We start from the raw sequence: 21,257 nt of genomic DNA, 5'->3' as shown, positions 1-21,257 counted from the left end.
GGCTGACTTGCTGACTTGCTTGCGCCGCAAGGCGCGCTGACTCGCTGGTTTACGGATGAATCCAGTGCAGCACCCAGGCGATCACGATCACCGAGAGCACAAACCAGAGCCAGCAATAGATGCCGTAGCGCAGCATCGCCTTGGGCGTGGAGCGCTGCGTGATGGCGAAGACCACCGACGCAAAGGTAGCGAAGAGCAGCACGGCATTGAAATGGGTCATCGCCATTACTGCTTCCTCCCGATCTGCAGGTTGTGCGCATCGACGGCGGCGATGAAGTTGAGCAGGCCGGCCACAACGATGAACTTGGTGCCGTAGTCCTCACTGATCACGGTGGTTGCCGTGGTGCCCGCGCCGAGCAGCCGCGCCCCAAAGTAGAGCAGGCCGTTGCCCAGGTCGCCGACGAAGCCCAGAATGTCGAGCGGATTGCCGGTGTTCGGCAGGTAGAGATGCCCCAGCATGGCGAGCCCCAGGCCAAACATGGCCGTGATGGAGACAAAGAGCAGCAGCGCACGCACCCAGCGGCCCGTGATCAGGTGTCCCGCGCCGGGGATGAGCCAACCGGCAAGCAATGCGAGGTAACGAAACCCTTGCTTCGGCTCAGATGGATTCGCTTTGGCAGGCATCTCTACTGAATATACACGGAGAGGCAGTGGTGGAGCCGACAGGGGTGAAGCGGCCAGGGGTGAGGCGGTCAGTTGTCAGTCCCCAGTCCTCAGTCCCCAGTTGTCAGTCTTCAGTTGTCAGTGGTCGGTTGCGAGGCGAGAGTCGTCCCTTGCCAGGGACCAGCCTGCGGCATCTAGCCGCCGGGAGCTACGCTCTGCCTCGCCCCTCCCTGATGCGTCATTCTGAACCGCGCAGCGGTGAAGAATCCCGGCGATGTTTCAGAGACAGATGCGGCTCGGAGTTTCTCCCATGATGTTCGATCGGGCATGGTGGGAGAAACCTACGGCAGCGGTGGCCACCGACGCCTCGCCGGAATTCTTCGCTCCCACCCCAGCTTGCTGCGCACGCCGGGGACCCAGGTTCGCTCAGAATGACGCCCGGGGAGCCTGGAACCACAAACCATAGGCAATCGCTAACCAACCACTGAGGACTGGCAACTGACAACTGGCCGCATCACCCCTGCCTCTCAGATTCGTAACAGTTGCTGCTGCATGTTTCCTGTGACGCGGGCGCTGGTGGCCGACGTCATCATGTTGACCTCGCTGCGCACGCCGAAGTGCTCAAGATAAATGCCTGGCTCGACCGAGAAGCAGGTGTTCGGCAGCAGGCGGCGCTCGTCGTGCGTTTCCAGATTGTCGAGGTGTGCGCCGCTGCCATGCAGCGTGCTGCTGATGTTGTGTCCCGTGCGATGCGTGAAATAGTCGCCGTAGCCCGCCTCGGTGATGACGGCGCGGGCGCGGTCATCGGCCTCCCAGCCCTGAATGGGGCGCCCGGCGGCGAAGGCCTCTTCCACGGCGCGAATGGCGGCGTCGCGCGCATCGCGCACGGTGGTGAAGACGCGCACCTCTTCTTCGGTGGGCTCGCGGCCGATCACAGCGGTCCAGGTGATGTCGTAGAAGCAGGTTTCAAAACCTGCGCGCGCCGGGTCTTGCCGCGCCCAGATGTCGATGAGCAGAAAGTCGCCGGTGCGGATGGGGCGGCTGTTTTCAGCACTCGGTTCATAGTGCGAGTCGGCGCTGTTGGCGTTGACAGACACATTGGGCCGATGCTCCCAGACAAGGCCCGCGCGGCGCATGGAGTCTTCGAGCCACAGCACCATGTCGTACTCGGTGAAGTGCTCCTGGGCGGCCGAGCGGCGGCCAATCTCGGCAAAGCCAGCGGCAAGAATCTCGTCAATGGCCTGCTGCGCCACGAAGTGGCTGGCGATCTGCTGCTCCGTGAGCACGGCCTGAAACTGGCTGACCAGATCGGCCGAGCTGACGATGGTTTTGCCAAACTCGCGCAGCAGTTCAATCGTGCCCGCATCGACCATGGAGACATACATGATGGCGTTGCGCGGCGAATATTGCATGGCGAGCCGCGTGTAGGGCGCGAGCATCTCGCGCAGGTGCTGCTCCAACTGCTGCCAGGCCGCGTAGGTCCGCTTTTCGCCGGGCAGGGAATCGAGCTTGCCCGACTCAATTTTGTGGACGAGCTTTTGCGGTTCACCCTGGGCGGGAATCACGTAGTACCAGCGTCGCGAAACCAGATCATCCATGGGCAGAGACAAAATCTGCGAGGCGAGCGGATCGCGGTGATGGTGGTCGTAGAAGAGCCACGCGTCGGCTCCGCTGGCGGCGATGGCGGCCTGAATTTTCTGGATGTCTACTTTGGGATTCACGGCGGTGAGCAACTCCATTTCGCGAGGGCGAAGGGAAAGGATAACGCACGCCGCGCCGTCAGAGTAAACTCAGGGCGATGAGGAGCCGCGCGTGATTCTGTGGGAGTGGCTGGGGCGTCTGGCGAAGTATCTGGTGGTGCTGCTGGTGGCGGCCTATCTGGTGGACCTGGCCGTCTACGCCGTGCGGCGCGCCGAGGGCGGCGGCACGGCGGTGATTGCGGTGAACACCATGGTGGCCACGCCGCTCAAGAATCATCGCATGGAGTACGACTACGCGGGCACCGACCAGGTGACGTGCGCGGAGTCGCTGTTTCCTCACAGCCGCTACCCGGTGTGCTGGTGGGTGCGCGAGCACAAGGACCACTGGGAGAAGTAGGGCTGGCCTTTCAGGCATCCGCGCCTTGCGGCAGTAATACGTCTATCGGAGCTTTCAGCTTCAACGGCGTCATTCTGAGGCCAACGGCCGAAGAATCCCAGTGAGGTTTCGGTCGTGAACGCATGGTGAAGTTTCCCCCACCATGCCAGATCAAACATTATGGGAGAAACTCCAAACGGCAATCGCGATGCAAGCATTGCCGGGATTCTTCGCTCCCACCCCAGCGTGCTGCGCATGCCGGGTACCCCGGTTCGCTCAGAATGACGCCTGACAATGAGTGGCTGCCAGGGAGTTTACAAGTTACAGAAGCACTCAAGGCTGCGTCATTCTGAGGCCAACGGCCTAAACCGGGCCCCGGGAACGAGCCTTCGTTCGCGAGACAGGAAGAATCCCGGAGATATTTCAGGAACGGCTATATCGTCTGGAGTTTCTCCCAGCACGTCCCGCCTCTACTTCTTCTCTTCGTGGTACTCCTGCTCGGTGTTGATTTGCCAGAGCGCGCTCTTGTCGATCTCGCCGGCGACGATCTGATCGACGGCGGTCATGGCCGTGAGCATGGAGTGGTCCTGATTGTTGTACTTGTGCATGCCGTTGCGGCCCACGAGAAAGAGATTTTCAAAGCCGTTGAGATAGCTGCTGATCTCATCAAAGCGCTCGTAGGTGCCAAAGTAGGCGGGGTAGGTTTTGGGCACGCGCACCACATGCCAGTCGCGCACGTCGGCGGCGCGCAAAATGCCGATCTTCTCCACCTCGCCGATGGCCAGCTTTGCGAGGCTTTCGTTGTCCATCTTCCACAACTCGTCGGTGTCGTAGCAGAAGTATTCGAGACCGATCCACACCTTCGAGGGGTCGGCGACCATCCAAGGGCTCCAGTTGTTGAAGATCTGCAGGCGGCCCACGAGCACGTCGGGCTCCTGAATGTAGATCCAGGTATCCTTGAGCGGCGAGCCATCGGGCTCGGAGACGGCGAGACGATCGACGAGCAGCCCCACGGTGATGAAGTCGCGATACTGCAGGCCGTCACTCACCTCCTGCACGTTGGGCGGCACGGGGCAGTCAAGCGAGCGCACCAGCTCACGCACCGGCATGGTGGAGAAGACGTAATCGGCGGCGAGCGTGTGCGTCTGGCCTTCTGTGTCCACGGCGGTTACGGATGCGACGCGGTTGCTCTCGACGTGCAGGCCGGTTACGCGCCAGCCGCGGCGCAACTCGCCGCCCTGCTGCTCGATCAGCTTCGCGGCGTGCTCCCAGAGCTGGCCGGGGCCAAATTTGGGATAGAGAAACTGCTCGATCAGCGAGGTTTCGGTGCCCTTTTGCGCGAGGTCGCCCGAGGACTTTGGCCCGAAGGTCTTCTTGAGAAAGTGCGCGATGGCCGTGCGCAGTGAGAGGCCCTTGATGCGCTGCGCGCCCCATTCGGCACTGATCTGGTTACATTTCACACCCCACACTTTTTCGGTGTAGGACTTGAAGAAAGTCAGGTACAACTCGGTGCCGAAGCGGTTGATGAGAAAGTCTTCGAGCGTCGCTTCCTGCTTGCGCGGGAAGAGCTTGACCTTGAGATAGCCGAGGCCGATTTTTGCCATGCGCACGAGGCCAAGCTGCCGGATGGTCTGCGCATTGAGCGCCAGCGGATAGTCAAAGAAGCTGCGCAGAAAATAGATGCGGCTCTTGCGCGGGCGCACCAGCATCACGAGGTCGTCGTCGGCTGAGGCCGCGGTGTGCGTGGTGACGGTGCGCTGCTGGCCCTGGTAGCGAATGGCCTGCTCGGCCGCGCCGGCGGCTCCGGCGGCGATGGGCATCAGGTCAGTCCACCACTGCATCACGCGGTCAGATTTTGAGAAGAAGCGGTGGCCGCCGATGTCCATGCGATTGCCGTGGTGCTCAATGGTGCAGGAGATGCCGCCGATCAGCGTGGGCGAGGCCTCCAGCACGATGGGGTGAATGCCGGAGCGGCGCGTGAACTCGAGAGCCGCCGTGAGCCCGGCCGGGCCCGCGCCAATGATGATTGCGGTCTGGCCGGCCTTCATCGAGCGCCGGCTTTCAAGGGGGAAGTGGAGACAAGGGTCATGATCGGGGCTTTCGCAGCAAGCACATCAACCGGAGCCGGGAATGGCCGCGCTCCGCAAACACTGCAAACAGCTTAAATGCCAGCCGACAGTGCTGTCTCGTCTTCCTGGTAACCGGCGGCGGCATCGACCATGAGGCCATCTTTGTGCAGGCGGAACTCGCGCCCGCGCCAGAGAATGAGATCGCTGCGGTAGCTGGCCGCCCAGTAGAGAAAACCAAGCAGGTCGCGCAGCGGATAAAGCAGCACGGTGCGCATCAGTATGCGCTCGCGCACGGCAAACGCCCCCACCACCAGAGCCAGCAGCATGCGCGCCGCGATGGAGTAGCCGAGCAGAAAGAATGCGAGACGCGGATATTGCAGAGCGCCCGCGGCCACAAAGGCGAGAATGCCGAAGGGAACGCTGAAGGTGAGTCCGGTGCCGAAGTGGCCCTTGGGGCGCGAGAAGCGCGTGGAGCGCATCCAGCGAATCTGGTGCTTTTGCGTCTCGACGAAGCCGTCGCTCACGATGACGTGATCGATGACATGCTGCGAGAGCACAACGGTATGGCCGTTTTCGGCAATCAGCTTGCCGAGCATGAAGTCGTCGGCGCAGTAGCTGCCCAGCACGCCAAAGCCGCCGATCTGCTCAACGCACTGGCGGCGCATGGCCATGGTGGGGCCCAGCAGAAACTGCATGCCCTCAAGCATGTTGGCGACCACGACGCCGGCGGTCATCTCAATCGACATGCCCGCCGCCTCAAGGTGCGCCCACAGGCCGCGATGAGCCTCGCCGCGATAAACGCAGGTGAGCGCGCCCACGCGCTCATTGCGGAAGGGCGCGGCGATGGTGCGCAGATAGCCCGGCTCCACATGCACGTCGCTGTCGCTGATAACCAGCAGATCGTGCTCCGCGGCCGCGCCCATCAGTTCCAGCGAGGCTACTTTGGCGTTGATGTACTGCGGCTCGCCGGTGCTGAGAAAACGCGCCGGAATATGCGGATGGCGCGCGGCCACGCGGCGGGCAATCTTCATGCCGGGGTCGTTGGCGCTGCGCGCGCAGAAGAGAATCTCGTAGTTGGGGTAGTCCTGCCGGAAGAAGCTGTCGAGGTGCGCTTCGAGGCCCGGCTCCTCGCCGTGCAGTGGCTTGAGCAGGCTCAGCGGCGGAAGAAACTCTTCGGCCCCCTCGTCCGTCTTCTGATTGCGGAAGCGGAACGTGCCCGCGATGACCAGCATCGTAAAGACGGTGGAGGCGATCAGCCCCACGATGGCGACGAGCAGCAGCAGCCGCGCCAGCAGGCTGCCGGCCGGGGTCAGCACCCCGAAGCCGTAGAGGCTTACCTGTGCATTCATCAGGCTCTGGGCCATCGCGACAATGTGCATTGCGGTCAAAGCTTAGCGCTTGCTCCTGCTGTGCGGAACCACCATCGGGCGTTTCAGCGGCACAATGGCTCCGGGCTGAGGGCTGTTCTGCGAAAAGCCCTGCTGCATGTGCGTCAGCATCTCTGAGCGCACATACTCCACGAAGTCCTGCATCTGGCGGTTCATCTCTTCCATGCGTTCGCGCATCTGCAAAATGATGGCGATGCCTGCGATGTTCACGCCAAGGTCGCGGGCCAGGTTCAGAATAAATTCCAGCCGTTCGAGGTCCTCATCAGTATATAGCCGTGTGTTTCCCTCGGTGCGCGAGGGTTTCAGCAGCCCTTCGCGCTCATAGAGGCGCAGGGTCTGGGGGTGAATGTCGTACATCTCGGCGACCGCCGAGATCATGTACGCGCCCTTGGATTTGCGTTTGGTCGGCATGGCTTCAGGAAAACTGAAAGAGGGTACTGGCTGTATTGTTCACGTGAATCTCTCCGAAGACAACCTTTCTCGGAATGATTCCGCCCAACTGGCCCCCGGTCACGCGGTACGGCAGGGTGGCCTGCAGCACCGAACCATCCTTCATTTCGACATGGCCGATAATGGCGTCCTCAAAGCCCTCGGGCGAAGGCTGCTCCAGCGGGAAGTGCGCCGCGATGGCCGCACCCTGCCACTGCCCGGTGGCCGACTGCTGCGCCAGATGTTCGAGCAGGGCTGTCTTCAGTTCTTCAGGGTCCGGCGGCAGGCGCTTCGGCGTGACCGAGATGCGCTCCACCTGCCCGCCCATCAGCATGGCAAAGGCCACGGGGCCCAGCGTGCCGTAACGGCGCAGCAGCGCCCGGGCCTGGGTCATCAGGGGCTGCATGAGCCGCTCGGTTGGGGTCTGTGTTTCGGCCTGCGTTTCCGCCGGGGCTTGTGTGAGAAGACTCATCCTACCCAGTTTACCGTTGGCCGCTGAAGCCAGCCTGAAGATAGCGGTAGACGCAGTGGTCATAGTCGCGCCAGTGGACGATCTTTTCGAGCACCGCGCCGTTCTTTTCGGCAGCGCGCCGCGAGGGGTAGTTCTCTAATCGAATCAGCGAGATACAGTCATCCTTTTGAAGTGTAACGCGAGCATGATCGAGCACGGCCCGCGCCGCCTCGGGCGCGTAGCCCCTGCCCCAGTGGTCGCGGCGAATGTGGTAGCCGACCTCTAATTCCTGAACGCCCTCGACCTCGTGCCAGACCGGGCCGCAGCCGCCGATCAACTCCCCTGAGTCCCTCAGCAGCACGGCAAGCTGGCCCGTGCCGGTGGCGTAGCGCTCGATCTGCGCCTCGATGCGCGCCACCATCTGCTCGCGGTTGAGCGTGGAGGGGTAATAGCGCATGGTCTCGGCATCGCCCCAGACGGCGAGCAGGGCATCGGTGTCGTCGAGCGTGAGCGGGCGCAGGATGAGGCGTTCGGTGGTGAGGGTGACCATGGCGGCTCTCGTGGGAAAGGGAATCGAGGTTGGAGGCAAACCTATGCAGCAATCGTTTTGTAACAGGGCATGACTTCAGTCATGCCGATCTACCCCAATGAAATCATGGGGTTTAGCCTCTGCGCGATGTTTGTTCTGCTCCAATTCAACTTTGTCAACAGTCTGAGAATCCCACATCTCGTCGAGATGTGGGACACTCTGCGTTCTTTGTTGGCCCTAAACCTCGGCCCTAAACCTTCGCAAAGACGGCTTCGCGCGGGTCTTCCGGGTTGAGCTTTGAGAATTCGCGCAGAATCTCTTTGGACCGCTCGTCGCGAAGCTGCGGCACCACGATCTCCACCGTGACAATTTCATCGCCGCGCTGGCCCTCGCGCGTGGCTGAGGGCACGCCGCGCTCGCGCATGCGCAGCTTCTGGCCGCTCTGCGTGCCGGGCGGAATCTTCAACTGTGCGCGGCCATCGATGGTGGGCACCTCAATCTTGGCCCCGAGCGCGGCCTCGGCAATGGTGACCGGCACGGTCAGGTGAATGTCATCGCCCAGCCGCTGAAAGACCGGGTGCGTGCCCATGCGGATGATCAGGTAAAGGTCGCCGGGCTGGCCGCCGTGCGTGCCGGCGTTGCCGCGCCCCGCCAGCCGGATGCGCTGGCCGTCGCGCGTGCCTGCCTTGATGCGAAATTCCAGCGGCTCAGAGCGCGTGACCGTGCCGTCGCCGTGGCAGGTGGGGCAGGCGTTCTGCACCTTGCCCGAGCCGCCGCAGCGCGGACATTGAATGTTGAACTTCATGCGGCCGCCCATCTGCGTGACCTGGCCGGAGCCGTGGCACTCGGGGCAGGCGTGCGGGCCGCCCGTGGAGGCCTTGCCGTGGCAGGTCGGGCAGACCTCCTGCCGCTGAATCTGCAGCCGCGCCGTACCGCCGCGAATGGCGGTCCAGAAATCGACCTCGATCTGGTACTCCAGATCGGTGCCTGGCTGGGGGCCGCGCGGCTGGCGGCCGCCGCCCTGGTTAAAAATGCCGGAGAAAATATCGCGGAAGCTGCCGCCAAAGCCGCCACCCTGCTGCGCGCCGCCGCCCTGATAGTCGCTGAAGTCAAAGCCGCCGAAGTCAAAGGGAACGCCCTGCTGGCCGCCGCCGCGCGGGCTGCCAGCGCCCGGCGCATAGCCCTGCCGCGCCGCCGCCTCAGCCGCCGCCGGGTCAATCTGGTCGGAGTAGAAGCCGAACTGGTCGTAGATTTTGCGCTTCTTTTCGTCGCCCAGAATGTCGTTGGCCTCTGAGATTTCCTTGAACTTCTCTTCGGCCTTTTTGTCGCCTGGGTTCACATCGGGGTGATATTTGCGCGCGAGTTTGCGAAAGGCCTTGCGGATCTCGTCCGCCGTGGCCGTCTTTTTGATGCCGAGGGTGCCGTAATAGTCTTTTTGCTGCGGATTGGCCATGAGCTACCGTTTTTGACAGGCGGGGCACCAGTAGACGGTGCGCCCGGCCATCTCTTCCTTCTCAATCTTTGTACCGCACCGGAGGCAGGGTTTGCCGTGCCGCCGGTACACGTAGTGAATCTGGTCATCTTGCGCCGGCCCGCGCTGGTGCGGGATGGCCTGGTCTGCGGTGGCCCCGCCGCGCTTGCGCGGGCTTGCTTTATCCATTGTTGCCTCGCGCTTGCGCGAGCGGGCTGAGTCTGTCTTCTCGCCGCGCTTAAGCGCGCGGTCTTGATTCGTTTCGGGCCCGCGCTTAAGCGCGCGGTCCTTGGCCAGCGTGGTCACGATGCGCCGGTCGATCATGCCGAGCGGCATCAGCTTGCGGGCGTCCTTCCAGATGCCGGCGATGGATGGGCGCGGCACCTCGCGGCCCGGCGTGCGCGGGTGCAGCCCGGCTCGAAAGAGAAACTCTGCCCGGTAAATGTTGCCGATGCCGGCAAAGACCGATTGATCCATCAACAATTGCCCTATCGGCGTATTGCGCCGGGCAATGATGGCAAAGCCGGGCTCGGGGTCCGATTCCGGCCGCAGCGGGTCTGGCCCCAGGCGGGCGACGAGCGCCTGCCACTTCTCCCCGTCGAAAATGGAGCAGTCGGTTGCCCCGCGCAGCTCGACCCAGTTCGCTCTGTTCCAGAGCCGCAGCCGCAGCGCGCCCTTTTCGGGCGGCAGGGGCATCGCGCCCTCACGGAAGTCGCCATACATGCCGAGATGCACATGCAGAATCGTGTCGCGCCCGAAGACATAGCCGAGATGCTTGCCGTAAGCCTCCACGGCCTGCAGCTTGCGCCCATGCAGGACTTCGGCGTCCGGGAAGGCTCCATTGGGCGAGTCCACAGAGACACGCCCGCCCGCGAGCGCGGCGGCATGGCGCTCGGCGAAGCGGTGGATTTCGTTGCCTTCAGGCATTACTTGACCTCAACTTGGATGGCGTCATTCTGAGCGTAGCGAAGAATCCCGGCGATGCTGGTTGTGCATTTGCTGTTTAGAGTTTCTCCCATGATGTTCTGTCTGGCATGGTGGGAGAAACCTCACAATGCATTTGCAATCGAGACATCGCCGGGATTCTTCGGCCGATGGCCTCAGAATGACGCTGCGTTGAGTGTGCAGGCTGTAACAATTGCCAGCTCCCTATCATTCTTGCTTACGAGTTTCGGGAAGGGGCAAACGAATGCGCTGCGCTTCTTTCTTATCCTCTTCCGCCATGCTTTGATTCGGCATCAGAATTCGGCTGCCCAGATGCTCTGCCAGATCATTCCAGTCCGGATTCTTTGCTTCAATCAGTGCAATTTTTTTCGCGCGCGTCCATCCCTTGATGGCCTTCTCTCGCGCGATGGCCACGGCGATGTCGTCGGATTCTTCATAGTAGACGAGACGATCGCAGCCATATTTGCTCGCGAAGCCGGAACGGACGCCGCTCCGGTGCTCCAAAACCCTGCGCGTGAGATCGCTCGTGACTCCTGTGTATAGCGTTCCCGTTCGACTCGCCAGAATGTACACCCAGCTTTGCGGCATTAGTGGGAGAAACCTCACAACGCATTTGCAATCGAAACATCGCCGGGATTCTTCGGCCGATGGTCTCAGAATGACGCTATGTTTAATGATTCCGTAAGTTGCCAGATCTCTTGCAGATTCTCAACCTTTAAGCCGCAGCTTCTTAACTTGCACGTCGTAGCTTCTCAAGTTTCACGGCGTCATTCTCAACTTTCAATGGCGTCATTCTGAGCGCAGCGAAGAATCCCGGCAATGCTAACACCGTGTTTGTGCTTCGAAGTTTCTCCCACAATGCCCGGCCTGGCATGTCCGGAGAAAGCCCTGTAGTTCCTATGCAATGAACTCATCGCCGGGTTTCTTCTCCTCAGTAATAACGCCGCATCGATCCTTAATTCCAAACCATCTTCGCCTCGACCGGCTCAATGCGCCAGAAGAGATCCGGCTCCATCCTCTGCATCTTCGCAATGAAGTCTTCGGCTTCCTTCTTCGTGTTGAAGCTCACCTTGTTGTAGACCTGTCCGGCGCGTAATTGCTCGCACATCCAAAGCGTGTCGGTCATCTCGGTTACTTCTCCTTCTACTGCTGTACTGCTCGCTCCGGGGAAACGGATGCTCTCTGTTATGCGAAGGGCGTCTCTGCAGAGACGCCCTTTCGTGCTTCCACTCCTGTTCTTACGCAGGAGGCTTGCTCGTGGTTCTGGTTTGTGGCGCGGGCGGCTTACTTCTTCTCGTCCACGTCCACGTACTCGGCGTCGATCACGCCGTCGTCCTTCTTCTGCTCGGCCTGCGGTTCGCCGGGGGCAGGTTCGCCCGCGGGAGCCGCGCCGGCAGCGGCGTTGGCCTTGTACATGGCCTCGGCCAGCTTGTGCGAAGAGGCGGTCAGCTTCTCGCGCGCGGCGTTCAGTTCCTCGGCCGTCGGAGTGCCTTCGAGCGTCTTCTTGGCGTCAGCCAGGGCGGTCTCCACTTCGGCCTTCTCCTCACCCGAAACCTTGTCGCCGTTCTCCTTCAGCATCTTCTCGATGTTGTAGACGAGGTTGTCGAGCTGGTTGCGGGCCTCGATCTCGTCGCGCTTGGCCTTGTCTTCGGCCGAGTGCGCCTCGGCTTCCTTGGCCATGCGCTCCACCTCTTCCTTGCTGAGTCCCGAGGAGGAGGTGATGGTGATCTTCTGGTCCTTGCCGGTGGCCGTATCCTTCGCGGTCACGTTCAGAATGCCGTTGGCGTCGATGTCAAAGGTGACCTCGATCTGCGGCACGCCGCGCGGCGCCGGAGGAATGCCGCTCAGCTTGAACTTGCCCAGCGTGCGGTTCTGCCCGGCCATGGGGCGCTCGCCCTGCAGCACGTGTACTTCGACTTCGGTCTGGCTGTCACCCGCCGTCGAGAAGGTCTCCGTCTTCTTGGTCGGGATGGTCGTGTTGCGCGGAATCATCGGCGTCGCCACGCCGCCCAGCGTTTCGATGGACAGGGTCAGCGGCGTCACGTCGAGCAGCAGCAGATCCTTGACCTCACCGGCCAGGACGCCCGCCTGCACGGCCGCGCCAATCGCCACCACTTCATCGGGGTTCACGCCGCGATGGGGCTCCTTGCCAAAGAGCTGCTTGACGATCTCCTGAATGCGGGGCATGCGGGTCTGTCCGCCTACCAGCACCACTTCGTCAATCTTGCTCGCGTCCACACCGGCATCGGCCATGGCCTTCTTGCAGGGCTCAATGGAGCGCTGCAGAATGTCCTCGACGAGCTGCTCCAGCTTGGCGCGGGTCAACTTCTTCACCAGGTGCTTGGGGCCGGTTGCATCGGCGGTGATGAAGGGCAGGTTGATCTCGGTTTCAAGCGCGGTCGAAAGCTCGATCTTGGCGCGCTCGGCGGCGTCCTTCAGGCGCTGCAGGGCCATTTCGTTGCCCTTGGCGCGCAGGTCGAGGCCTTCGTCCTTCTTGAACTCGTCGATGAGCCAGTCCACGATCTTCTGGTCGAGGTTGTCGCCGCCCAGGTGTGTGTCGCCATTGGTCGACTTCACCTCGATGACGCCTTCGCCCACTTCGAGAATGGAGATGTCGAACGTACCGCCGCCAAAGTCATATACGGCGATGGTCTCGTCCTTCTTCTTGTCGAGGCCATAGGCCAGCGCGGCCGCGGTCGGCTCGTTGACGATGCGCTTGACGTCGAGCCCGGCAATTTTGCCGGCGTCCTTGGTGGCCTGGCGCTGCGCGTCGTTAAAGTAGGCCGGAACCGTGATGACGGCCTCGGTCACCGAGGTGCCCAGGTAGTCTTCGGCGGCCTTCTTGAGCTTCTGCAGAATCATGGCCGAAACTTCGGGGGCGGTGTAGTCCTTGCCCTGCGCCTCGACGACGATGTGGTCGCCCTGCTGCTTGACCTTGTAGGGCACCATCTTCATTTCGTCGTTCACTTCATTCTGGCGGCGGCCCATGAAGCGCTTGATGGAGTAAATCGTGTTCTCCGGATTGGTAATCGCCTGGCGCTTGGCCACCTGGCCCACCAGACGCTCGCCGCTCTTGGTAAATCCCACCACCGAAGGCGTGGTGCGGCCGCCCTCTTCGTTGGCGATCACCTTCGGTTCGCCGCCTTCCATCACGGCCACCACGGAATTGGTGGTTCCGAGGTCAATTCCAATAATCTTTGCCATTGCTCTCTCCCTGCTCCTGTATGCAAACCCTTTTGGTGCTGAGGCTGGTAGAGCCAGCTTCGCACTTGAGTGAGTTTTTGTCAACTTATCTGATGGTCTGAATCGGCAAAAGGATGCAGGAAGGTATGGCGAATGGAATCAATAGCTTGCAGGCCGGTCAGCAGGTCGGCGAGTCAGCGGTCAGCGGTCAGCGGTCAGCGGTCAGCGAGTTAGCGGGTCAGCGAGTCAGCCCGGTCAGTCCCCAGTCCTCAGTCCCCAGTCCCCAGCGGTTCGCAATCGCACCTCGGCTCCTGTCCGCCCCCACGATGGGTAGAGGCGGCAAATCGGAAGTTTCAGAAATCTGCCCGTAGGTGACCCGCTAACCCGCCAACCCGCTGACCCGCTAACTTGCTGACTCGCTGACTCGCTAACTTGCTGACCTGCTGACCCGCTTACTTGCCCTCGGGCGTGAACAGGTGCAGCCGCACGTGCCACGTCACCGAGGCGCTGGCCGGCAGCGTTACCATGCCGGTGTTTTGGCCATGCCACTCCTTGCCAAAGGGGTCCACCAGGTTGAACTGCGGCTCCACGGCCAGAAACTTCTGGCTCGGCGGGGAGTAGATCTGCACGGCGCGAATCTCGGGCGAGAGAGCCATCACCTCCATGCCATAATGCGCCGCCGGATCGCTCAGGCGCACATCCACGGCGTGGTTGGTACGCTTAAGGTGAGTGAAGCTGTCATCGAGATAGGTGCTGCCCAGCGGCCGGCCGCCCGGCGTGTTGAAGTCATAAGGCGTGCCCTTCACCGCGACCAGCTTGCCGGTCGGTTTCTCCTCCTTATAGTTGTTGACCGTGGCCCGCTCGGTGGCCGGTACATACAGCCGGGCCTGGGCGCGGTCGCCGCTCAGCAGGCGGAAGTACGGATGCCAGCCAATCGACATCGGCTCCGGCTTCTGCCCGGCGTTGGTGGCCGTAATTTTCACGTCGATGGCATCGCCGGTCAGCGCGATGTGAAACTGCAGATCGGTCACCGACGGCCACCGGCCGCCAAAGCGGCGCGCGTTGAGGGTGCCGGTGAGCGTTTCGCCGCCCGCCGTCTTGAGCACCTGCACGTTCTGCACCTTTGAGCTGAGAATCAGCCCATGCATGGCCGCCCGGCCGGCATTGGCCGGCAGCACCAGCTTTTGCCCGTGCCAGTCGGCGGTGACCGTGTGGTTTTTGGCCGAGTACTGGCCAAAGATGCGGTTGGGGTAGGGAATCAGGAAGGCTCCGCCAAAGCTGTAGCTGGCCGCGCCGTACTTGTCCATCTTCTGGCCGTTCATCAGGCTGGCGGCCTTGGCCAGCGGCGGCGAGGCCAGCAACTGCACCTTGCCCTGGCCCGGCACATAGGCCGTGATTTGAAAGACGTTCATGCCCCGGCCCGGAATCACCGTCATGCCCAGAAACTGCGCGCCGTTGCCCACCTGCTGGCGGCTGAGGTGGACGACCGGCTCGCCATTGATTTTGGTGGACCCGACCGCCGACGCCGTGGCGCTGGCGCCGCTCTGCCCGGTGCCGGGTACGGCGGGCTTGGTGTTGTTGGTCATCGGCGCGGAGTTCTGTTTGTGATTGCATCCGGTAGCCGCGACCAGAACCGCGGCGGCCAGCCACAAAAGACGAGAAGAACGATACATGCAGCAGCACCTCAACAGAAGGATTTTGGATGGATGAAAGGCGGCCACCAGTCTACCGGGCGCCGGCGGCCCGAGGCCATCGGTGTCTGTGGCCGCTACAATTTGTGTGATGCCTGCCCGCCGCGCTTCGCAAGCCAAAGCCCAAAACAATCCGGCCGCAACGCCTGCCCGCGTCTCCGCCAAGCCATCTCCGTTGCCCCTGGCGCTCGCCGCGCTCGAGCAGCGCGTGGTGAGCTGCGAGCGCTGCCCGCGCCTGCGCGAATACTGCGAAGAAGTGGCCCGGAAGCGCCGCCGCATGTGGTCCGAGTGGGACTACTGGGGCAAGCCCGTGCCCTCGTTCGGCGACCCCGGGGCGCGGCTGCTGCTGGTGGGCCTTGCGCCGGGAGCGCATGGCTCCAACCGCACAGGCCGGCCCTTCACCGGCGATGGTTCGGGCGACTTTCTTTATCCCGCGCTGTATGAGGCAGGCTTTGCCTCGCAGCCCAAAGCGACGCATCGCGGCGACGGCCTGCGGCTGCTCGATGCATGGATCACCGCCGTGGGCCGCTGCGCCCCGCCCGGCAACAAGCCGCTGCCCGCGGAACTGGCCAACTGTGCGCCTTATCTCGATGAGGAGGTGGCCGCCCTGCCCCGCGTGCGCGTGATCTTTGCGCTCGGCAAGATTGCCTTTGACGGTATCGTCGGGCACCTTATCCGCACCGGGCAGATTGCGCGGCGCGGTCCGCTGCAATTTGGCCACGGCGTCTGCTACGCCATTCCCGGCGGACGCTTCCTGATGGCCAGCTACCACCCCAGCCTGCAGAACACCAACACCGGCAAGCTGACCCGCGAAATGATGTTGGACGTACTCGCCGAGGCGCGGACGCGCATCGGCGAGCGGAGGAACTAAGGACAGCGGACCTGAGGGGCGGACTACGGATGATCGATGACGCCTTCATCGCCGATAATGCATAAGAACAGGATGCAAGGCACGGACGGGCATCCATACCAGCGTCCGGAGCATCCAGAAGACGAAACAAGACTCAGGGAGCCAAACAAGAAGCCCCCCGCCCGCCACGCTGTGGGCAGAGTTTGAGGAGAAATAGAAGTGCTTGTGTTCCTGCTGATCGTGCTCTTGCTGATGTTCCTCGTATCGATTCCGCGCTGGCCCTGGAGCCGTGAGTGGGGCTACTACGCCTGCACCGGCATCGGAGTGCTGCTGGCGGCGGTCTCTCTGCTGGCCTGGCTGCAGATTTTCTAGCGGCTGCGGGTTTTCGCCGGATCGCCATCCCCAACCATCCCGAGCCATCTCTTGCAAGCATGCATTGCCAGCAGACAGGGAAGGGGGCGTGAAGAGTACTAGCTTCGGCCCCGAGAGAAAGCCTCTCGGCAATCGATGCGTCATTCTGAGGCCAACGGCCGAAGAATCCCGGCAATCTCCCGGTCGCCAAACACCGCCCGGAGTTTCTCCCACCATGCCCATCCACACGCCACTCCGTGAAGGCTCCGCGCTTCCGCCCGCACATCCCCCGCTAAAAAAAGGGGGACTTTTCACCCCCAGCTCCTTCACGCCGGATCCCGTATCAGGGCATGGCTTCAGCCATGCCGCAAACCGCCTATACAAGAAGGGCTTCAGCCCCTGCAACACATCCGGGTGCCCCGGGTCCGTGTGTCCGGACCCGGGCCCACAATTCTTCGCCTAACGAAGCAAAAAACTTCCTTCCATCGATGCGTCATTCTGAGGCCTGCCTTTGGCCGAATCGGGGTGGGAAGAATCCCGGCGATGCTACGGTCGCAAAGCACCGCCCGGAGTTTCTCCCACCATGCCCATCCACACGCCACTCCGTGAAGGTTCCGCGCTTCCGCCCATACATCCCCGCTAAAAAAGAGGACTTTTCAGCCCTGGCTCCTTCACGCAGGACCCCGTATCAGGGCATGGCTTTAGCCATGCCGCCAAGCCTCAATAGGAGAGTGGGGCTTTCAGCCCTGCTCCCCAGCACAGCAACCATGGGCAATCCAGACCGCAGCCGTGAAACCGGCCATCGGCATCTGCGGAATGCAATTGGAAGAAATCTCACAAGGAGTGGAGACTGAACCCACAAAAAGAAAAGCATTTGGAGCGGGAGACCGGGATCGAACCGGCGACATTCAGCTTGGGAAGCTGACGTTCTGCCACTGAACTACTCCCGCTTGGCAGAGCTATGCGTCCTGCAATAAATACGCACGCGCTAGTTTCACTTTATTCGTCGCAGGCCGAGGCTGCAACTGGCAGTGCAGACAGCTCGGCAGCGCGGGCAATCATGCAACAGCGAGGCGACCAGCTTCCGGTCAGTGTGCCTTCGCGGGCGCTCCTTCGGCGGCGGAAGCCATATATTGCGGACGCTCGGGTGCGTGGCTGAGAATGCGGCAGGTGAAGCGACGCGATCGAAGCGCGGAGCAGGCCTCAAAGGCGCTGGCCCGGCTGAGATGAGCAAAGCGTGCGCGATACCGCCGGCCGCGAAGCAGCACGACAACGGCATCCCGAGGATGCAGCCAGGAAGGCGCCGAAAGCCGCGCGCTGTGAAGTACGCGGCGCACCTGGTCGGCAGAGCGAAGGCCACCTCCCACCTGAATCACCCAGGTGTTGTCTTCCGGCTGGTTCGGATTCTCAGGGAGACTCGCGAGTACTTTTCTCGCTGGGCGATGGTGTACGAGGCGGGGATGACTCGTAATGTGCGCCGTCAGCAGCGGGGAGCGAAAGCCGCGGTTGAGCAGGGCAATCATTTGCAAGTCGCGAGAGTGTGCCGTGGCGCCGCCTAGAACGACACCGATAACGCGGTGGTGATTGCGAACCGCCGACGTCACGATGTTGAAGCCCGAACTGTTGATGTAGCCGGTCTTCATGCCGTCAACCCCTGTGTATTCCTGCGGGAGACGGTCAAAGCTGTAAAGCATCCGCCCCTGATAGCGAAACGCATGCACGCTGAAGAAATGATAGTACTGCGGAAAGGTGTAGATCAGGGCGCGAGCCAGTTTGGCCATATCGTAGGCGGTCGTCCACTGGCGGCCGTCGGGCAGCCCCGAGGCGTTGTAGAAAATGGTGTGAGTCATTCCAAGGCGGCGCGCCTGCTCATTCATCAGGCGCGTAAAGCGCCATTCGGTGCCGGCCATGCCCTCGGCAAGGGTCACGGCGGCATCGTTGGCCGAGTGCGAAATGATGCCAAGGATGCAGCTTCTCACCGATACGGTGCCGCCCGCGTGCAGCCACATCTTCGAGGGCTGCTGCCCGGCGGCATGCGCAGAGATGTGCAGGCGCTCGTCGAGCCTCATGCGTCCGTCTTGCAGCCGCTGAAAAGTGAGATAGAGCGTCATCAGCTTTGTCAGCGAGGCAGGATGCGTGCGCTCATCGGCGTGATACGCATACAGCACCTTGCCCGAGCGCGCATCCATGAGCAGCGACGCATGCACTACGGCCTGGGCCGGACGCGCCATGGCCAGAGCGGTGAGCGCCATCAGCAGGCATCCAGCCGAGAGCAGGCTTTGCTTTGCGAAGTATCTATCCCTGCCATACGCGCGTGCGCTCGCGGCACTCAATCTCATCTGCTTCCCCCGGCCTCAACTTACCACCGCAGCGCGGTGATGCCGAGGCAGGGCCCCATTTATCGTTCTGGTTCGAGCGGCGCGAGCTGCGCTGCATGCGGGTTTGCGGCCTGTAGATAAGTGCCGGGAAGTGATCTGCGGCGGAGCCACCATCACGATGAAGCAGGAGACGGAATCATGCTCTTGCTATGGCTACTGCTTCAGCACCCGCCATAGTCACCAACAACCACCCCGGCTGAGGGCAGGTGAAGCGTAAGCGGTGCATCCTTGCGGCCGGCCTGGGTGGTCATAGCGGAAGTCGCGATACCCCGTCAGCGGGTTGCCCTGCAGGCGGGCCGTGAAAGCGCCACGGTGCGCGGTGTGGCGCTCTTTCCCCCGCCGCGCTTTGCCTGATGCATCTGGGATAAATAAAGCGGCTGAACTGGTATCGATATCATTTCTCGTGCAGCGCGATTTGCTTGAGCCATAACGAACTCTTCATGGAGATGTGCCGCATCTGTAGATTAAATTCGATTTAGCCGGTGCCACAGCAGGAACGGTCGATGGCCATTTTGGCTGCATACTTGTGATTGCGTTCTCATAAATTTGACAATCGCGTACACTGCGAAGGGGATTGGATTCCGGGCCTGTTGCCCGCACAAAGCCGGGCGGTTCCGCCGGGGAGAGAAGAATGGAAGTGTTTTCAATCGGTGTGGACCTGGGCGGATCGAATCTGCGTGTGGGAGCGTTCACCGTGCGCGGCGAGCGGCTTAAACTCATCGCGTTTCCTACCAATGCGGCCTCTGGCCCCGCCGCGGTCATTGACTCCATGTGCGAGGCCATTCGCGTGGTGCATGAGGAACTGGTCGCAACACACGAATTTGCCGGTGTCGGCGTCGGCAGTCCCGGACCACTCTCTTTACCCGACGGCGTTTTGCACCAGCCGCCCAACTTGCCCGGCTGGGACGGCGTGGAACTGCGCCGCGAGATCACCGAGCGCCTGCCCTGGCCGGTATGGGTCAACTCCGACGCGAACATGGCCGCGCTGGCCGAGTGCCGCCTGGGCGCGGGCGCCGAGTATGGCGTGGACTCCCTCTGCATGATCACGCTCGGCACTGGAGTGGGCGGCGGCATTGTGCTCGATGGCCATCTCTGGCATGGGCTCAACGGCGCGGCGGGCGAAGTCGGCCATGGTCCGCTGATTCTGAACGGCCCGCCCTGTGCCTGCGGGGCGCGCGGATGCCTCGAAGTCTATGCCTCGGCGACCGCTGTTGTGCGCCGCGCGCGCGAGCTGAATCTGGTCGCGGCCACTGAGGCGCATTCTGATGAAGCGGGCACGCAACTGAACGCCGCCAAACTCGCTCAGATGGCCGAGGCCGGCGATGCCGTGGCCCGCAGCATCTATGAGCAGGCCGGTCACGCGCTCGGGCTGGGCCTGGCCAATCTGGTCAACACGCTCAACCTGCCCCTCTACACGATTGGCGGCGGCGTCTCGGCCGCGTGGAATCTCTTTGCGCCCCGCATGTTTGCCACGCTTGAGGAGTTCAGCTACGTCTACCGCATGTCGCAGCCTCGCGACCCCAACCAATATGAAGCGGGCAAAACGCACATCTGCCGCGCGCGTCTCGGCTCGGATGCAGGCCTGCTCGGCGCGGCCATGCTGCCGCTTGTGCCGCGGCCTCTGCCGCGCGCTTGAGGCGTGACCGCTCTTGCACTTTGCTGAAACATTCGTTGCGCCGCGCCCGTCTGCGCTTATAGAGTCAGCGTGTAGACCTCACTTATGAGCAAAGATAAGCCACAGCGAAAAACCACTATCAGCGACGTGGCCCGCGAGGCCGGCGTCGCGCAGATGACCGTCTCCCGCGTCGTGAACGGCGGCAACTATGTGAGCGCCGAGGTGCGCGAGCGTGTGCAGCGCGCCATCGCCAAGCTGGGCTATCAGCCGAATGAGGCTGCCCGCATCCTCAAGGGGCAGCGCGCCCGCACCATCGGCCTCATCGTGCCCACCCTCGCTGACTCCTTCTTCTCAGCCTGCGCGCACACCGTGCAGGAGGTAGCGACCCGCCACGGTTACATGACCCTCATTCAAACCTCCTCCAACCGCGCTGAAGTGGAGACCGGAGAAATCGACATGATGGTCGCGCGCAATGTCGCCGGCCTGATTCTCGTGCCCATGGAGATGAAGGCTTCGCCCGGCCTGCTCGCTGTGCAGTCCGCGGGCATTCCCATCGTCACGCTTGACCGCGTGGTCAAGGGGCTCAGCGCCAGCGAGGTGCTCGTTGAGAACGCCATCGGCGCCGAAGAGGGCGTGCGCCACCTCATTGGCCACGGCCACAAGCAGATCGCCTGCCTCGGCTATGACGCCGATCTGCTCTCCATTCAGGAGCGCATTCACGGCTACACCACCGCCATGAAAGAGGCCGGGCTGCATCCGCAGATATGGAAGGTGGAGTCAGCCAGGTCGGTTGCGCTTACACTGCAGCGCAAGCTGGAGGGGCCGCAGCCGCCCACCGCGCTCTTCACCCTCAACAACGTCACCACCATTCAGACGCTGCACACGCTGCAGCAGTTGGGCATCAAGCTGCCGCGCGACCTTGCCCTGGTGGGCTTTGATGATCTCGAACTGGCCTCGCTGCTCACCGTGCCCATCACCGTCGTGCGGCAGTCGGCGCATGAGCTGGGCCGCAGCGGAGCCAAGCTGCTCTTTGACATGATCCGCACCGGCGCGCCAATGAAAGAGCTGCCCAAGACCCGCCTCGTGCTGCCCACCGAGCTGGTCATTCGTAACTCATGCGGTTGCAAAGGCGTCTCGCGCGAAATTGTCGCCGCCGGTCGCGGCTGACGCGCTTACTTTTCCGCACACAAAAACAAAAAAGCCCCGGACACGCATCGCAGCGGTCCGG

20 protein-coding genes and 1 tRNA gene are annotated in these 21,257 nt (G+C 62.4%); 5 read left to right on the top strand and 16 right to left on the bottom strand.

What is annotated here, in order from left to right:
• Positions 1-49: 49 nt before the first annotated feature.
• The 3 genes from ACP_RS18250 to ACP_RS03875 form a co-directional block, all read right to left on the bottom strand.
• Positions 50-226, bottom strand: a complete 177-nt coding sequence (locus ACP_RS18250) for a hypothetical protein (RefSeq protein WP_015895979.1) — start codon at positions 224-226, stop codon at positions 50-52.
• Entirely contained in the window at positions 226-624 is a 399-nt protein-coding gene (locus tag ACP_RS03880) for a DUF6677 family protein (protein ID WP_015895978.1), read from the bottom strand. Before ACP_RS03880 ends, ACP_RS18250 begins: the two co-directional genes overlap by 1 nt.
• Before the next feature lie 506 nt (positions 625-1,130).
• Positions 1,131-2,342: a M24 family metallopeptidase gene (locus ACP_RS03875; protein WP_015895977.1), complete on the bottom strand. Its 1,212-nt coding sequence runs from the start codon at positions 2,340-2,342 to the stop codon at positions 1,131-1,133.
• Between the two features lie 73 nt (positions 2,343-2,415).
• On the opposite strand from ACP_RS03875, the gene ACP_RS03870 reads away from it, so the two are divergent.
• Positions 2,416-2,700, top strand: coding sequence for a hypothetical protein (locus ACP_RS03870; RefSeq protein WP_015895976.1), 285 nt, complete (start codon positions 2,416-2,418; stop codon positions 2,698-2,700).
• Between the two features lie 449 nt (positions 2,701-3,149).
• Here the strand turns inward: ACP_RS03870 and ACP_RS03865 are convergent, their stop codons facing one another.
• From ACP_RS03865 to ACP_RS03820, 11 genes are all read right to left on the bottom strand, one after another.
• Positions 3,150-4,727, bottom strand: a complete 1,578-nt coding sequence (locus ACP_RS03865; protein WP_015895974.1) for an NAD(P)/FAD-dependent oxidoreductase — start codon at positions 4,725-4,727, stop codon at positions 3,150-3,152.
• 113 nt (positions 4,728-4,840) lie between these two features.
• Positions 4,841-6,127, bottom strand: coding sequence for a bacteriohopanetetrol glucosamine biosynthesis glycosyltransferase HpnI (hpnI, locus tag ACP_RS03860; protein ID WP_238525640.1), 1,287 nt, complete (start codon positions 6,125-6,127; stop codon positions 4,841-4,843).
• A 12-nt stretch (positions 6,128-6,139) separates the two neighbouring features.
• On the bottom strand, positions 6,140-6,547 hold the full coding sequence (locus ACP_RS03855) for a heat shock protein transcriptional repressor HspR (RefSeq protein WP_015895972.1): 408 nt from the start codon (positions 6,545-6,547) through the stop codon (positions 6,140-6,142).
• A gap of 4 nt (positions 6,548-6,551) precedes the next feature.
• On the bottom strand, positions 6,552-7,037 hold the full coding sequence (locus ACP_RS03850) for a hypothetical protein (RefSeq protein ID WP_015895971.1): 486 nt from the start codon (positions 7,035-7,037) through the stop codon (positions 6,552-6,554).
• 10 nt (positions 7,038-7,047) lie between these two features.
• Positions 7,048-7,566 carry a GNAT family N-acetyltransferase gene (locus tag ACP_RS03845; protein ID WP_015895970.1) on the bottom strand — a complete coding sequence of 173 codons (519 nt, stop codon included), beginning with the start codon at positions 7,564-7,566 and terminating at the stop codon, positions 7,048-7,050.
• 229 nt (positions 7,567-7,795) lie between these two features.
• The gene (locus tag ACP_RS03840) at positions 7,796-8,998 is read right to left on the bottom strand and encodes a DnaJ C-terminal domain-containing protein (RefSeq protein WP_015895969.1); all 1,203 of its coding nucleotides are present in this window, start codon (positions 8,996-8,998) and stop codon (positions 7,796-7,798) included.
• A 3-nt stretch (positions 8,999-9,001) separates the two neighbouring features.
• On the bottom strand, positions 9,002-9,943 hold the full coding sequence (locus ACP_RS03835) for an Fpg/Nei family DNA glycosylase (RefSeq protein ID WP_015895968.1): 942 nt from the start codon (positions 9,941-9,943) through the stop codon (positions 9,002-9,004).
• 225 nt (positions 9,944-10,168) lie between these two features.
• Positions 10,169-10,549 carry a GIY-YIG nuclease family protein gene (locus tag ACP_RS03830; protein WP_015895967.1) on the bottom strand — a complete coding sequence of 127 codons (381 nt, stop codon included), beginning with the start codon at positions 10,547-10,549 and terminating at the stop codon, positions 10,169-10,171.
• Between the two features lie 367 nt (positions 10,550-10,916).
• Positions 10,917-11,087, bottom strand: a complete 171-nt coding sequence (locus tag ACP_RS18245; protein ID WP_015895966.1) for a hypothetical protein — start codon at positions 11,085-11,087, stop codon at positions 10,917-10,919.
• Positions 11,088-11,245: 158 nt separating this feature from the next.
• The gene (gene dnaK, locus ACP_RS03825) at positions 11,246-13,165 is read right to left on the bottom strand and encodes a molecular chaperone DnaK (RefSeq protein WP_015895965.1); all 1,920 of its coding nucleotides are present in this window, start codon (positions 13,163-13,165) and stop codon (positions 11,246-11,248) included.
• A 431-nt stretch (positions 13,166-13,596) separates the two neighbouring features.
• The gene (locus ACP_RS03820) at positions 13,597-14,817 is read right to left on the bottom strand and encodes an aldose 1-epimerase (RefSeq protein ID WP_148215014.1); all 1,221 of its coding nucleotides are present in this window, start codon (positions 14,815-14,817) and stop codon (positions 13,597-13,599) included.
• A gap of 109 nt (positions 14,818-14,926) precedes the next feature.
• Between ACP_RS03820 and ACP_RS03815 the strand changes: the two genes are divergently transcribed.
• Both ACP_RS03815 and ACP_RS17630 read left to right on the top strand, forming a co-directional pair.
• Positions 14,927-15,706: a uracil-DNA glycosylase gene (locus ACP_RS03815; RefSeq protein ID WP_148215013.1), complete on the top strand. Its 780-nt coding sequence runs from the start codon at positions 14,927-14,929 to the stop codon at positions 15,704-15,706.
• Positions 15,707-15,904: 198 nt separating this feature from the next.
• Positions 15,905-16,057, top strand: coding sequence for a DUF3309 family protein (locus tag ACP_RS17630; protein ID WP_015895961.1), 153 nt, complete (start codon positions 15,905-15,907; stop codon positions 16,055-16,057).
• An 854-nt stretch (positions 16,058-16,911) separates the two neighbouring features.
• Here ACP_RS17630 and ACP_RS03810 read toward each other — a convergent pair.
• Positions 16,912-16,986, bottom strand: a tRNA-Gly gene (locus ACP_RS03810).
• A gap of 138 nt (positions 16,987-17,124) precedes the next feature.
• A complete protein-coding gene (locus tag ACP_RS17155) occupies positions 17,125-18,375 on the bottom strand; it encodes a D-alanyl-D-alanine carboxypeptidase family protein (protein ID WP_083770500.1) in 1,251 nt (416 codons plus the stop codon).
• 670 nt (positions 18,376-19,045) lie between these two features.
• On the opposite strand from ACP_RS17155, the gene ACP_RS03800 reads away from it, so the two are divergent.
• A complete protein-coding gene (locus ACP_RS03800) occupies positions 19,046-20,050 on the top strand; it encodes an ROK family protein (RefSeq protein WP_015895958.1) in 1,005 nt (334 codons plus the stop codon).
• Between the two features lie 84 nt (positions 20,051-20,134).
• Positions 20,135-21,196: a LacI family DNA-binding transcriptional regulator gene (locus ACP_RS03795; RefSeq protein WP_015895957.1), complete on the top strand. Its 1,062-nt coding sequence runs from the start codon at positions 20,135-20,137 to the stop codon at positions 21,194-21,196.
• Positions 21,197-21,257 lie beyond the last annotated feature (61 nt).

Origin of the sequence: Acidobacterium capsulatum ATCC 51196 (genome assembly GCF_000022565.1) — a bacterium.
GTDB classification, from domain to species: domain Bacteria; phylum Acidobacteriota; class Terriglobia; order Terriglobales; family Acidobacteriaceae; genus Acidobacterium; species Acidobacterium capsulatum.
The sequence above is the reverse complement of the archived record's forward strand: the minus strand, read 5'-3'. Positions and strand labels throughout refer to the sequence as shown.

Coding starts and splice junctions, on each gene's coding strand:
- ACP_RS18250 (WP_015895979.1), bottom strand. CDS start 226: ATGGCGATGACCCATTTCAATGCCGTGCTGCTCTTCGCTACCTTTGCG.
- ACP_RS03880 (WP_015895978.1), bottom strand. CDS start 624: ATGCCTGCCAAAGCGAATCCATCTGAGCCGAAGCAAGGGTTTCGTTAC.
- ACP_RS03875 (WP_015895977.1), bottom strand. CDS start 2,342: ATGGAGTTGCTCACCGCCGTGAATCCCAAAGTAGACATCCAGAAAATT.
- ACP_RS03865 (WP_015895974.1), bottom strand. CDS start 4,727: ATGAAGGCCGGCCAGACCGCAATCATCATTGGCGCGGGCCCGGCCGGG.
- hpnI (WP_238525640.1), bottom strand. CDS start 6,127: ATGCACATTGTCGCGATGGCCCAGAGCCTGATGAATGCACAGGTAAGC.
- ACP_RS03855 (WP_015895972.1), bottom strand. CDS start 6,547: ATGCCGACCAAACGCAAATCCAAGGGCGCGTACATGATCTCGGCGGTC.
- ACP_RS03850 (WP_015895971.1), bottom strand. CDS start 7,037: ATGAGTCTTCTCACACAAGCCCCGGCGGAAACGCAGGCCGAAACACAG.
- ACP_RS03845 (WP_015895970.1), bottom strand. CDS start 7,566: ATGGTCACCCTCACCACCGAACGCCTCATCCTGCGCCCGCTCACGCTC.
- ACP_RS03840 (WP_015895969.1), bottom strand. CDS start 8,998: ATGGCCAATCCGCAGCAAAAAGACTATTACGGCACCCTCGGCATCAAA.
- ACP_RS03835 (WP_015895968.1), bottom strand. CDS start 9,943: ATGCCTGAAGGCAACGAAATCCACCGCTTCGCCGAGCGCCATGCCGCC.
- ACP_RS03830 (WP_015895967.1), bottom strand. CDS start 10,549: ATGCCGCAAAGCTGGGTGTACATTCTGGCGAGTCGAACGGGAACGCTA.
- ACP_RS18245 (WP_015895966.1), bottom strand. CDS start 11,087: ATGACCGACACGCTTTGGATGTGCGAGCAATTACGCGCCGGACAGGTC.
- dnaK (WP_015895965.1), bottom strand. CDS start 13,165: ATGGCAAAGATTATTGGAATTGACCTCGGAACCACCAATTCCGTGGTG.
- ACP_RS03820 (WP_148215014.1), bottom strand. CDS start 14,817: ATGTATCGTTCTTCTCGTCTTTTGTGGCTGGCCGCCGCGGTTCTGGTC.
- ACP_RS03815 (WP_148215013.1), top strand. CDS start 14,927: ATGCCTGCCCGCCGCGCTTCGCAAGCCAAAGCCCAAAACAATCCGGCC.
- ACP_RS17155 (WP_083770500.1), bottom strand. CDS start 18,375: ATGAGATTGAGTGCCGCGAGCGCACGCGCGTATGGCAGGGATAGATAC.
- ACP_RS03800 (WP_015895958.1), top strand. CDS start 19,046: ATGGAAGTGTTTTCAATCGGTGTGGACCTGGGCGGATCGAATCTGCGT.
- ACP_RS03795 (WP_015895957.1), top strand. CDS start 20,135: ATGAGCAAAGATAAGCCACAGCGAAAAACCACTATCAGCGACGTGGCC.